Below are 13805 nucleotides of genomic sequence, written 5' to 3'. Positions count from 1 at the left end.
ACCCGGATACGCCCGGCCACTGATCCCGGCGGCTGCGACAACAACGCCATGCGGGTGGGCGAGCCGCCGCGGGAAATGGAGCCACCCCGGCCATGGAACAGGGTGAGCGGAATAGCGTTCTCGGCAAACAGCGCCGTCAGCTTTTCCTGGGCCCGGTACTGGGCCCAGGCGGCACCGAGAAAACCGGCGTCCTTGGCGGAATCGGAATAGCCGATCATGACTTCCTGGCCCGCGGCGACTCGCTCCCGGTAGAACGGCAACGCCAACAGGGCCGACATGGTCTGCTCGGCACCGTCCAGGTCATCCAGGGTCTCAAACAGCGGCACCACGCGCATGGGCTCGCGGACACCGGCGATCTTCTGCAGCAACATCACCGCCATCACATCGGACGGCGTGGTCGCCATGGAAATCACGTAGGCTCCCAGCCCTTCACTGCCCTGCTCGGCGATCACCTCACAGGTGGCCAACACTTCGGCTACCTCGGGGGTGCAGTGTTCGCTATCGCGGAACGCGGCATCAATCAACGGCCGGCGCGCCTGCAGTTCGTCTACCAGAAACGCCTGGCGGGCCGCTTCATCCCAGTCGTTGTAACTGCCCAGCTGCAGATAGCGGGTGATCGCATCCAGCACCTCACTGTGGCGGGTGGATTCCTGGCGGATATCCAGCCGCAACAGGGTAATCCCAAAGCAGTTCAGGCGGCGCAAGGTGTTCTTCAAATCACCGTCGGCGATATCGCTCAAACCCACCGCACGTAGCGAACGGTCCAGCATCTGCAGTGGCGCCATCAGTTCTTCGCGACGCAGGTACGCGTCCCCCTCCGGCACCGGCAAGCCTTCCACCTGGGCTTCCATCTGGCGTCGGGTCAGGCGCAGGCGGCTGCGCACGTCGCGCAACAACACCCGGTACGGCTCGTGGGTAGGGCCCGTGGCCGCCAGTAGTTCGTCACTGGCGGCTTTCATGGACAGGTCCGCCAGCAGATTTTCCACATCCCGCAGGTACAAATCCGCCGCCATCCAGCGAGCCAGCAACAGCACTTCGCGGGTCACCGGGGCGGTGACATTGGGGTTGCCGTCCCGGTCACCGCCCATCCACGAGGCCAACCTCACCGGCGCCCAATCCGCTGGCGGCGCGGGCAGGCCCTGCTCGGCCAACTGCGCTTCCAACCGGCGCAATACATCCGGTACGGCTTGCCACAAGGATTGCTCAATGGTGGCAAAGCCCCATTTGGCTTCATCCACCGGGGTCGGCTTTTCACGGCGGATTTCATCGGTGCACCAGGCCGCCAGGATCACCCGGCGTAGCCGTTCACGGCGCAGTTCACGCTCGTCATCATTGAGATCGGAACGGTCCAGCTCGCTGAGCAGGTCAGCCATCTGGTCGTACTTGCGAATCAGGGTACGGCGAGTGACCTCGGTGGGGTGCGCGGTCAGCACCAGCTCCACGGAAAGGTCTTCCAGCGTGCCCGAGATCTGCGGTTGCGCAATCTGGTTATCCGCCAGACGCTGCAACACATCCTGTAGCCCCTGATCGGTGCCCGCATCGCCTGGATACCGCTGGTGCTGTCGGTGCAGCCGCTCGCGGTGATGTTGTTCGGCAATATTGCTCAGGTTGAGAAACTGGCTGAACGCGCGTGCCACTTCCAGCAGAGTAGCATCGTCCAGGGGGGACAGCAGGTCACGCAGTGACGCCAGTGACTCGCCCCCGCCGGTGCGGGTTGCCACCGATGCCTGGCGAATCTTTTCCACCGTCTCGTACATGGCGTCGCCCGCCTGCTGGCGCAGACATTCGCCTAACAAATCGCCTAACAGACGGACATCATCACGCAATGGTGCATTTACATTGTGATCCACTGTGCCTCCTTACGGTGCAGGAATATTCACCGGCGCCTACAATACTCACTCTTCAGGTCGAAACCATGACCGGCAAATTCATCTCAACGTACAGTTTTAACAAGATTACACTGCCGGGCATCTTTATTCCGCTGCCACGGTGCCGCAACATAGGCCCCCTAATAAACCCGGGATCGACTCAATGATGAACACCTCAAGCCGTATCACCTCGGATCAGGGGGTGGTACTGATGCAGTATCTGGCGCGGGCCTTGTTTGCCGGTCTCGCCGTGATGTATTTCCACCACGCAGACCATTTCTTCTTCACTCTGCCCAAGGCAACCCCGTGGCTGCTGTTTTGCGCCTATATCGGCATCCAGCTTCTTCTGCTGATCTGGCGCCCGGTCAATGCCGACGCTTTTGCCTCCGCACTGGACCTGCTCACCCTGGGTATCGTGCTGCTGCTGGATGCGGGGGATCCGCCTCCCACCATGGCACTGCTGTTTATCGCCGTGCTCAGTAACGGCCTGCTGCACGGTCTCAAACGTTTTCTGATCATGCTCATCGGTGCGGAGATCGTGCTGGCCTTTGTCCTGCCCATCCGGCTCAGCTATGCCAGTGCTCCTACGGCTTCTGCCAGCCTGTTTCTGGTGGCGGCACTCAGCGCCTGCATGCTCTACTTCGGCTTGATGATCTGGCGCAACCAGCACCTCTCCCGAGCCGCACTGGAAGCCACCTGGCGTGACCCGGATACCGACTTCATCAGCCGCGAAGCGCTGGTCAGCACCGCTGGCTGGCTGGTGCCCCTGCACGATCGCATTTCCTCGCCGCTGACCCTGGCGCTGGTGCAGCACAACGAACTGCCACTCCTGGCCGACCGGGTCGCCCAACGCATTCGCCGCAGCGATGTGGCCGCCCGTTACGATGAACAGCACCTGGCCCTGCTACTGCCCTGCACCGCCACAGCCGCCGCCGAGCAGCTGCTCAATGACTTGCGCGACCGGCACCCGGGCCTGCGTGCCGCGGTGATGACCCTGACCGATGGCGACGCGGCCCTGGAGCAGGCGTTCTCTCACCTGCAGACGTCCATGGCCCGCACCACGGAAGAGGACAACCACTGGCTGGCCCATGCGCCACCGATGAACTGAACCCTCAGGCCAGCCCCAACGGCTGGCTGTCGGCACACCGCCGCCACAGGGCACCAGAAACAAACAAGACACGCTTCGCTCACACAGCCTTGTCACCCTTTGCGCTAAACTGGCGTAAACAATGACAAGGCCGCCTTCATGCCCCTTCGTACCGTTTCCGCAGCCCTGCTCGTCTGTCTGCTGACCGCCCCGGGCACGCTCTTGCTCGCCGCCGACGGCCCCAGCCCCCGCATTGTCGGGGGCAATCAGGCTCCCGCTGGCTTCTGGCCGTGGATGACACAACTCGCCATCGACGACCCCAATTTAGACAACGGTTACTTGCTCTGTGGTGCCAGCCAGATCAGCCCGCGCTGGGTGCTCACGGCACATCACTGCACCCAGTACCAGAACGATGCCCTGGCCACCGCCGACCGCATATTTGTTTATATCGGCGAAACCGAACGCAAAGGCACCTTCCCCCAGCCGGGGCGCATCACGGTGGAGGGTATTTACCGCCACCAGAACTACAATAATTTTTCCTTTGCTCACGATCTCGCCCTGCTGCGCATTCCTGCCACCAGCAACAACCAATGGCCCAGCCTGGCGGACAACGGCACCTTTACGGAACTGGAAAGTCGCTCGTTGAACCAACGTGACGAAGCGGTAACCGCCCTGGGCTGGGGCCAGACGGGCAGCGGCAACCTGAGTACACGGCTGCGCGAGGTGCAACTGGATTACATTCCCAGAACGATCTGCAATGAGCGATCCACCCTGTCGATTCCGGCATCGACCATCTGCGCCGCTGAGCTCAACCCCATCAACGGCATCAACCAGGACACCTGCTTCGGCGACAGCGGCGGCCCCCTGTTTATCGGCGAAGAACCCAACCCCTGGTTGGTGGGCCTGACCAGCTTCGGCCTGGAAAACTGTGCATCCGGCGCCCCTGCGGGGTACAACCATGTAACCACTGAAATCGCCGAAATCGAACGACTGACCACGCTGGGCGGAGTACCGCTGGTGGACATGACCGTCAATGGCGCCAACACGGCCCGCTACTATCAACCCCTGAACGGCACCCAAATCATCTCCGCTACCCTGCGCAACAACAGCACCAGCAATACCGCCACCAACGCCACCGTGAGCCGAACGCTCAGCGGCAGCCTGACCACCAGCGCCCGCTTTGACTGGAACGGTTGCAGCGCCCTGTCCTCCGCTACCCGCTGTACCGTGGCCAGCAGCCTGGCCGCGGGCGCTTCCCGCACTGGCAGCGTGGAGGTGACTGACAGCAGTGGCACCGACCAGGTCGTGACCCTCACGCTCAGCGCCAGCGCCGATGAAAACGACTACCGCCGCCGCAACGATGACCGGGTACAGGAAATCGCCTTCTCCGACAATCCCGACCTGGCCCTGTCCGCCGCCCAACAGACCAGCAGCCCCACCCGAGCCAGGCTAACGCTAACCCTGAGCAATCGCTCTCCGCTGAATGCCGCCACCAACACCGGCATCAGCTTCCCGCTCCCCGCCAATACTCAATTGGTCAACGGCGCGGAACTGGGCTGCCAACAAGGCAATCCGGTGTTCTGCCCTGTCGGCGATCTCGACCCGGAACAAAACCAGACCCTGACCCTGGAGTTCACCACTGACACCGGCATTAGCCAGACCTTTACCTTCAACGCCAGCGCCGATCAGAGCGACCTGCCTGGAGACACCGACACAGAAGCTGACATCGCTGTGCAGTACAACGCCAGCGTTAACACAGCGGCAGGTGGCAGCAGCGGGGGCGGTGGTGCGTCACTGTGGTTGGGGCTCATGGCGTTGATACTGGGCGTGCGCCGACGACGCAACTGACTTGTCTGCCTGTCACCGCACCTTTATTCTTCCCGGTTTACTGATCAGCACACCGGGGAGACGCACGTGAAGGCCAAGCTAAGTTATCGCGCCGACATCGAAGGCCTGCGCGCACTGGCCGTCATCCTGGTGATCCTGTATCACTATCAGGTGCCCGGCATTACTGGCGGCTTTATCGGTGTCGATGTCTTTTTCGTTATCTCCGGCTTCGTCATCACCCAGCTACTGGAGCGGGCCTTCCAGAAAGACACCTTCCGCTTTCGCGATTTCTACGCCCGCCGTATCCGCCGGCTGGTGCCGGTGTTTCTGCTGGTCTCCACCGCCACCTTTCTGATGATCTCGCCGTTCTATATCGGCGACGCTTACTATATTTTCGCCAAGAGCTGGCTGGCCTCATTGATCGGGCTGAGCAACGTCTACTATTTCAACGAGCTCACCCAGTACTTCGCTCCGGAAACCCTGTCGCTTTCACTGCTGCATACCTGGTCGCTGGCCGTGGAGGAACAGTTCTATCTGCTCTGGCCTGCCTCCCTGTACCTGGCCTACCGCTTCGGCAAAGGCCGCAACGCCCACTGGCCATTCCGTATTACCCTGGTGGCCACCTTTGCGTTGTCGGTCTACATGGCCAGCGGCCACCCCGCCGCCGCTTACTATCTGCTGCCCGCCCGCCTGTTTGAATTCATGCTCGGCACCGGCGTAGCACTGTTCAGCCAGCAGTTGCCTCGCCTGAACCGGGGCAGCGCCGAAACCCTGGCGCTGATCGGGCTCATCCTGATTGTGGCCACTGCCCTGTTGATCACCAAGCACGATCACTTCCCCGGCTATAACGCGCTGTGGCCCACCCTTGGCACCGCCATGGTCATCTACGCCGGCCTGCATCAGCCTGGCACCTTCACCGCACGGCTGTTGAGCCTGCCGATGATGGTTTTCCTCGGCGGCATTTCCTATTCCCTGTACCTGTGGCACTGGCCACCGGTGGCGTTGATGCACTACCAGCTGATCGAGCTGACCTGGTTAAACCGGTTGCTGCTGATCGCTGGCGTCGTCGTCCTGTCCTGGCTCAGCTTTCGCTTCGTGGAAAACCGTTATCGGCACCGGGAGTGGAGCTTCAAGAAATCGTTCCTGATCTTTATTCTGGCACCACTGATCGGCATCTGGGCGATCCAGTCCACCATCCGCATCGCCGACGACATCAGCTTCCGCATTCCCGAAGAGCGTCGCGAACTGTACAAGATCATTGCCAACAACAACCCGGCAGACCTCTACAAGCGCTGCTTCAAGGGTGACCCGGTGGACTTCAACCAGAGCGACGCCTGCCTGTTCGGCGCCGAACCCGAAAACGGCCAGCCCAACAGCATGCTGATCGGCGATTCCCACGCCATTGCCCAGATCGGCTTTCTCGAACAGCTGCTTAAAGGCACAGACTACTCCGTGCTGATGGTCACCCGGGCTTCAACACCGTTCCTGCCTCCGGCCATCGCCGAAAAAGCCCAGGCCGCCGACCCGACCAAAGTGGCCCGCAACCGGGCGATCAGCGACACTCTGAGCCAACGCCCCATGACGGTCTTCATCGGCGCCTGGTGGAGTGCCTATCTCAAGCACGACGCCTACCAGGCTTATTTTGTCGATACCATCGGCTGGCTCAAAGACCAGGGCCACACCGTCATCGTTCTGGAAGATGTGCCCGAATTACCGTCTTCCTCCTACGCGGAGTGCCTGCTGAAAAATATGGACGACTGCTCCATCAGTGCGGCCGACGTCGAAGACTCACTCCGCAATTTCTACCAGTACAAACAAGCCGCCCAGCAGCGCTACCCGGACGTGCAGTGGATTAACCCCAGGAAAGTGCTGTGCGATGACGAACGCTGCCAGACCGTCTTGAACGGCATCCCGCTCTACCGCGATGAAAGCCATCTGAATAACGTGGGGGGAATTGAAATTGGCAAGGAATACCTGAAGCGCTTCGGCAACCCGCTGCCTGACGCCCTTCACTAACCCCCTGGACTCGCCTCTGTCAGCGGTTCTGTCAGCGCAACAGAACCGCGCCTTCTCTCTCTCTGTAACCGGTTTTGGCTTTCGATGTTCTCGGCGCCCTCCTTGCCCCGCTTTTCCCCTGCAAAAAGGGTCGTGAAGACGTGACAAGCATCACAATCTCTTTCGCCAAAAAAAATTCACCCTGATTTGTAAGTCTTTGCTGACAGGAAAAAATTCTCGGCACCTTATACTTCCGGTCCGATGAAAAACGCCGAATACAAATATAGGGGAATCATAGTGAGTACTCAGTGGTATCGTATTAATCGTGCTGTTATTTCACTCTTACTGTTCAGCGCTGCGACACCCGGCTTTGCGAACCTGGAAGCCCAAGGCCCCGAATACCTTGTGAACACCATATCATCCGGTTACGAGGCAACGCCGCACATAGCCGTAGACGGGAACAATCAGACACTGATTGTTTGGACCTCTGAAAACCGCCTCTCCGATGTTGGCCCAACCATTAAAGGCCAATTTTATAATCAATTTGGTGAGACCATTGGCCCAGAGAAAGTCTTGGTCGATGCGGACCAAAATATCGCCCGCATTCCTGAACAGAACGACTACCCACACATTGCAATGACCATGTGGAACGATGGTGATTTTGCCCTCGCCTGGTCGGAAACCGGCGATCCCATCAGTGACACCGATAACGACTACAATCTGGTGCTTCAATTCTTCAATAACGACGGTTCTCCAACAGGTGAGCCCGTCACCGTTGCAAATACCGACGGCAAAGAAGCGCTACCCGCCCTCGCCCACAACGACACCGGCTTGGTCATCGCTTGGCAAACTTTTCCCACTACACGGGGCAAGCCTATAAATAGCAAGACACTGTCATTCCGGCGTTATAGCAAAAGCGGCAACGCCACAAATAGCGGAGTCACCGTCCCGCAGCCTATACCGCTCACCAACCTGGGGGCTATTCCAGCCGTTGCCCTGAATACCGATAACGCGATATTCCTTGTATGGGGCGCAGATATGCAGGGCAAGAAAACCGGAGAAGAAACGTCACCGCATTACGCTATTAGAGGCGCGCTTTTCGCTGCGAATGATAATCCGATAGGCGAAACATCCACCCTGTTTAGCATAACCGATGTGGGCAGCTACCCTAGCGACGTTCACGCGGCCACACTAGACGAAAACCACTTCATCGCAGCCTGGGACAGCGGTGATTATGGAAGCCGGGATCCAATGGCACGGTCTGTTTCGCTAACCGGGGTTCTTGGCAGCGTCATGGGCCAACAAACGCAGGAAGATAATGCCATCTCGGCTATCGCAAAGGGCAAGGATGACAATGCCTTTATCGTCTGGAACCGCAACGGCGGATATAACGATAAAACTCTTTACACTCAACAGCTCACGGCCAACGGCCTTATAGGCGGCCCTCAACAAGTATCCACCTACACCACTCCTGAAGAGAACCATGTGGCTCTTGCCACAGACAGCAATGACTCGCTCATCGTTACCTGGGAAAGCTGGATAGCGAATGATGACAACGCGCCGGATATTTATGCTCGCCGTTTTGAGGTCACGCAAAGCAGCAATACAGAAACCGGCGGAGCAAGCAGTGGAGGAGGAAGCAGTAGTGGAGGCGGTAGCCTGCCCCTTGCTTTGCTTACTGCTCTCGTGGCGCTCGGCAGGTTTCGCAGGAACCACTGGCGGATCTCGGACCGTAGGTCAGATTAGCCTATAAGGCGTAATCCGACATCCAGGTACGCAATAAAAGCGAAGACGTATCACATCGTCCGAAACTGCTCCAACGCCGCCAGAATATCCAGCGCATGGCGGCGTTTCACCGGATCATACAAATCCACCGTCACCATCAGCTCATCCACCTCTACCGAATCCAGCAACTGATCCAGTTGTCCCTGCATAGAGGCTGCCGTTCCCAGCAACTGCAAGCCTAGGAAATCTTTTACCCCTGCTTCCTCTTGTGGATTCCACAATCCGTCCATGCTCTGTACCGGCGGCTTCATCCACAAAGGCTGGCCACGGAACAGGGCCAGAATGCGCTGGTAACTGGTGGTGGTCAGGTACTGGGCCTCCACATCGGAATCGGCAGGCACCGCAGGTACCGTCAACATGGCATAGGGCCTGTCCAGCTGAGCAGAGGGCTGAAACTGGTCCCGGTAGATACGCAGCGCCTCACGGTACAGCCGCGGCGCAAAATGCCCGGCAAAGGCATAGGGCAGCCCGCGCTGTGCGGCCAGCTGCGCGCTGTACAAACTGGAGCCCAACAACCAGATCGGCACTTCGGTGCCCGCCCCCGGAATCGCGTTCACAGCCCGTGACGCATCCAGCGGCCCGAGCAAACGCTGCAACTCCGCCACATCCTGGGGGAACTGCTCCGCCCCCAGACCTTCACGACGCAGGGCACGGCTAGTCATTGGGTCGGTTCCCGGCGCACGGCCCAGGCCCAGGTCAATCCGATCAGGATAGAGACTCTCCAGGGTCCCGAACTGCTCGGCAATCACCAGCGGGGGATGATTCGGCAGCATCACGCCCCCGGACCCCACCCGAATGGATTCGGTCGCCCCGGCAATATGCCCGATCAGCACCGAAGTCGCGGCGCTGCTGATCCCCTGCATATTGTGGTGCTCCGCCAGCCAGAACCGCTGAAAACCCAGCGATTCTGCATGGCGGGCGTAGGCAACGCTGTTGGCCAGCGTCTCGCCCACGGTATCGCCCTCACGTACCGAGGCGAGCTCCAATAGGGAAAACGGTACAGACTTCGTCACAGCACACTCCAAATCCAGCAAACAACGGGCACCCATGATTTCTGATTAACCCGCAGTTTGTCGAGAACACAATTATCATGCCTGCATCAGCCCTGGTCGCGCCCCGCCATTCAGCAGCAGGAAGTAACAACGGCTCGGCACCTCGTTTCTCTCGGAAGCCCGCTTAAACAAAAAAGCCCCGGATTACCGGGGCCTGAAACTCAGCTTGCTGATCATTGCCCTACGGGCAGTATTTGGCAATCAGCGCACTATCATTCGTCGCCCACTGAGTGATCTGCACGCCGTTTGACAGGCTAATATAGTCCACCCTGTCAGTATCGTCATTGATGCGGAACAGCGTATCGTGGGCGAACAGAATTTCCCGCTGTGAGCCAGCTTCAGCATAACGCACTCGTTGCGGCTGGAGAGATTCCGTCTCCGTTAGGTCGTCGAAATGGATCAAGCCGACATACTTGGGATAGCGGGCCTTGTTGTCCGTGCCAATGGTTGCAGACTCACATACGCGTTCTGCCACATCACTCGTGACTACCGTAAGGCTTTCACCAATCCTGTCATTAACCTCGTTAAAGAATGCTTCAACGCCCGGCTCCATGAAGTCCAGCGATTCATAAGCCAGAACATGTGCCAGCTTGTCTGGCCCTGATAGATTCGTCTCCATCAGAATCAAATCATCCATATCAAGGCCATCCCTTGAAACAAAAACCATAGCTCTCTGGATGAGCGGGTCACCTGTGGGAATTTCGACACGTACGCCATTAACACTCGGGTCATCGAACAGACTTACATACTCAGCTGTTTCCATATCAACAGACCAGCCCGGAATAAACTCTCCGCCCTCTGGGTCCTGACCGTTATCACCTGCCGCAACACCAATCATCGTGCCTTCACGGTGGTAACTGACCTCCTCACCCTTGGGGAAAAGCGCCCATTCAGATCCGCCATCCTGAGAATAGGCAATTTCCGCTCCGACACCATATTCCATCTCCAGAATGCGCTGCCTAAGCGGGATATTGGCGCGGTAATCTACAGTCATATCCGTAAGCGGCATGGCGAAAATCGCATTCTGCGCGTCTTCGTTGCCGTAAGTTTCAACCCAGCTTTCCAACTCCTCCCTGAATTCGGCACCAAAATCTGAATAAACATAGCCACCATTGAAATCGTTCAGCATCCCGTCAGTCACATCCGTAGAAAGGCTTTCAAGCACAGCCAGCACCGGCATAGCTTGAGCATCGCCAACTCGTGCCAGAGCGCCCAGCACCGCAGCATGCAGGTCCCCAAGCGCAATAGTCTGGCTATTGGGAGCAGGCATCTCCGACAGGATATCGGGAGAAGACGTAATGGAGCGAATGCCTCCATTGACCAACTTCGCAACCGAATCATTCAGCAACTCCACCCTTTCAGCATCAAGCGGGAATTCCCCCTTGCTTAACGCAAGTTGCCAGGCGATTTCAGTGAAAGGAGTAACAGCCGTGCTGGCAGGATCTTTAGTGATCGCATGAAACTGGCTGCCCTCAGCAAGAGCAATTTCACCCGCCGACTCATCGAAGTAGCTGCTATTTTCACCCGCCGTAACCTCTACAATTGCCGGCTCAAGGCTACTGTAGGTAACCTCGATAGCGGCCTTGCCTGCTTCGTCCAGGACCCCCTCACCAATAACCTCACTATAATTGGCTCCATAGATTTTAACGGTGGCATTGGTGATACGCCCCAGAGAAGCCGAGACAGTCACGGTTTCAGACAACGTACTACCATTACTTCCTCCACCGGGATTGCCCCCACCCGGGCCGCCAGTAGTAGCGGAGGAAGATCCCCCGCCGCCACCGCCACAGGCAGAAAGGGTTGCGCCCAGAAAAAGAACAGCATATTTATTTAATCTCGAACTCATACATCCCCACATATATCTTTGGTTATCGCTTCCATGGCAAATCTCCCAGCTTGGGGAGATCAAACCGTGAGAGGGTACAGAAAGGGCGACGTGGGGAAACTGAGAGCATTGAAAATATGTCGACTGGTCTTAATATTTACGACATCTGCCATCTAAACGTAAGAGATATCTTACGTTTAGATGGCAATGCCAGAAATCGGAAAAACAGAAAAGGCAGCAAAGAAATACACCAACCAAGGACGCCAGGCGATCCAAAACCTATTAGCTGGACACCCGTCGCCTTGGTCAGAAAAATGGTCTCCGTAGACCAATGCGATCGCACAAATTGGCAAGCACTTAGGCTGTGGACAATCAACCGTAAATCGGTAGGTTAAAGCCTTTCGGGGGAAATGGGAGACCTGACGCCCATTGCTTCTTTAAAACCCGTTAAGCTGCCGCATACCCTTCGACAAATGGCCATCCGGTGTATCGATTACAAGATGGTAATGGTTATCCATTAAACACCAGGCATGGCAGACCCAGTTAAAATCTTCCTAAACCTGCCCTAGCACCGATAGAAAACGCTCTCTATCAGTATCATCCTCATAAATCGCCTCCCGACGATCTCCCCGCGAGGAGACATGATAAAGGGCACCTGAAAACTCAATTCGAATTGGGCGTGACATACTCAAACGCTACGTCAGAAGAGGTATAAAGTATAGATCCGATCCTTGTTGCGGCACAGGCTCGTATAAGGGACGGGAGAACTGCCCTCATTGCTTTCCTCTTTCTTCCTTTACATTTATTTATGCTTAGCTATTTTTCTTCTTGCCAGCACACTTCTCGACAAAGTACGCCCCCCATATACAAAGCACTAATACAATAATAGAAGCTTTTGAGTAATAAAATGGACTAACCGTTTCATTATACCGATTCAACATAGGACCATCTGTCAAAATGGGTATGAAATTCATCGGAAGCATCGCCAAACCGAATGAAAGAAATCGTATTGCATTTTTTGACTTTAATGATTTTCTCTTTGAAATTAATAGCTTTGAAATAACAAACACAAAAAAGCAAACCACCATCGTGAAATAAACAGCAAAGGAATATATCACTTCTCACCTTCCATTAAATCCTTCAGAACACCAGGGTCAGGTCTCCCATTTACCACACAGGCCACCCGAGACATCTCCAAGCAACAATCAACATTGGCTGATATCTCTTATCCTAACTAGACCGCACTATCACCTAAAAACCTTGGGAGATAGGAATGGCTCGGCCGATACGCCTCGAATTCTCTGGTGCTTTATATCATGTAACCGCCCGCGGCAATGCGAGGCAGGATATTTATGTCGATGACAAGGATCGACGTTATTTTCTCGAAACCCTTTCCTACTGCACCAAAACCTATCACTGGCAATGTCATGCCTATTGCCTGATGAGTAACCACTACCATCTTCTTATCGAAACCGGCGATGCCAATTTGTCAAAAGGAATGCGGCATTTAAACGGTGTCTATGCTCAATATTTCAACATACGCCATAAGCGTGTAGGTCATCTGCTACAAGGTCGATTCAAGGCAATCTTGGTAGAGAAGGAAAGCTACTTACTCGCATTGGCGCGTTATATTGTCTTGAATCCCGTACGCGCACGCATGCTTCACTCTGCTGCTGAGTGGCCCTGGAGCAGCTATCGCCCTACTGCAGGGTTGGCTGAAATCCCTCCCTGCCTGACAACCGAATGGATATTGCAAGCTTTCAGCGACAACCTGAAGAGCTCTCGCACAGGCTACGAGCAGCTTGTTGCCGAAGGCAGCAACCAGCCATCTCCCTGGGAGAAACTGCGCAACCAAATTTATCTTGGCTCAGACCCGTTTATTGAAGCGGCACAGCGCCACCTTGAGCCCAACAGGAAACTAACTGAAACCCCAAGGCCACAGCGACTGAAGCCGATCAACCCCCTGTCTCACTACCAAGAAACATACAAAAATCGGAATCAAGCCATGGCTCGCGCATGGCTTGATGGGCATTACTCACTGTCCCAAATTGGCGAGCACTTCGGCTGCGGGCGATCAACCGTAAACCGAGCGGTTAAAGCCTTTCGGGGGAAATGGGAGACCTGACCCTTATTGCGGTGGGAAATGGGAGACCTGACCCCCATGGTTCCTCACATTGTTCCCTCAAGCTGACCAAGACCAAGGGCGGCTTCGACAGCGAGAACGCCTTACTGAAGCTGCTCTATGCCGGTATACTCAAAGCATCCGAGCGCTGGACGCACCCGGTGCAGAACTGGAATCTCACGCTGTCACAGATGACCATCCACTTCCCCTAGCGCCTGGACGAATACATCAGCCTATGAGGCTG

General features: G+C 56.7%; 8 protein-coding genes and 1 pseudogene. 6 read left to right on the top strand and 3 right to left on the bottom strand.

Translation table 11 applies throughout. The features are described 5' to 3' along the window. The coding region (locus tag ADG881_RS15235; RefSeq protein ID WP_039927515.1) for a phosphoenolpyruvate carboxylase at positions 1-1850 on the bottom strand (1850 nt) is incomplete at its 3' end. Between the two features lie 181 nt (positions 1851-2031). On the opposite strand from ADG881_RS15235, the gene ADG881_RS15230 reads away from it, so the two are divergent. From ADG881_RS15230 to ADG881_RS15215, 4 genes are all read left to right on the top strand, one after another. Continuing rightward, on the top strand, positions 2032-2976 hold the full coding sequence (locus ADG881_RS15230) for a hypothetical protein (protein WP_007150986.1): 945 nt from the start codon (positions 2032-2034) through the stop codon (positions 2974-2976). Between the two features lie 138 nt (positions 2977-3114). Continuing rightward, positions 3115-4803 (top strand): trypsin-like serine protease, encoded by a 1689-nt coding sequence (locus tag ADG881_RS15225; RefSeq protein ID WP_007151046.1) that lies wholly within the window; start codon positions 3115-3117, stop codon positions 4801-4803. Between the two features lie 66 nt (positions 4804-4869). Then, positions 4870-6798, top strand: coding sequence for an acyltransferase family protein (locus ADG881_RS15220; RefSeq protein WP_007148971.1), 1929 nt, complete (start codon positions 4870-4872; stop codon positions 6796-6798). 276 nt (positions 6799-7074) lie between these two features. Beyond that, positions 7075-8523 carry a hypothetical protein gene (locus ADG881_RS15215; protein WP_156790435.1) on the top strand — a complete coding sequence of 483 codons (1449 nt, stop codon included), beginning with the start codon at positions 7075-7077 and terminating at the stop codon, positions 8521-8523. A gap of 50 nt (positions 8524-8573) precedes the next feature. On the opposite strand, the gene ADG881_RS15210 is transcribed toward ADG881_RS15215, so the two are convergent. Beyond that, complete coding sequence (locus ADG881_RS15210; protein ID WP_007148827.1) at positions 8574-9611, bottom strand: LLM class flavin-dependent oxidoreductase; 1038 nt, start codon at positions 9609-9611, stop codon at positions 8574-8576. Positions 9612-9795: 184 nt separating this feature from the next. Beyond that, a complete protein-coding gene (locus ADG881_RS15205; protein WP_156790434.1) occupies positions 9796-11460 on the bottom strand; it encodes a hypothetical protein in 1665 nt (554 codons plus the stop codon). Positions 11461-12712: 1252 nt separating this feature from the next. On the opposite strand from ADG881_RS15205, the gene ADG881_RS15200 reads away from it, so the two are divergent. Both ADG881_RS15200 and ADG881_RS15195 read left to right on the top strand, forming a co-directional pair. Beyond that, the gene (locus ADG881_RS15200) at positions 12713-13564 is read left to right on the top strand and encodes a transposase (RefSeq protein WP_007149003.1); all 852 of its coding nucleotides are present in this window, start codon (positions 12713-12715) and stop codon (positions 13562-13564) included. A 59-nt stretch (positions 13565-13623) separates the two neighbouring features. Further along, positions 13624-13773, top strand: a pseudogene (locus ADG881_RS15195) (IS256 family transposase); the annotation flags it as partial. Positions 13774-13805: the final 32 nt, after the last annotated feature.

It is taken from the genome of Alcanivorax sp. DG881 (assembly GCF_000155615.1).
GTDB lineage: Bacteria > Pseudomonadota > Gammaproteobacteria > Pseudomonadales > Alcanivoracaceae > Alcanivorax.
This window is presented reverse-complemented; position numbering and strand designations above follow the sequence as displayed.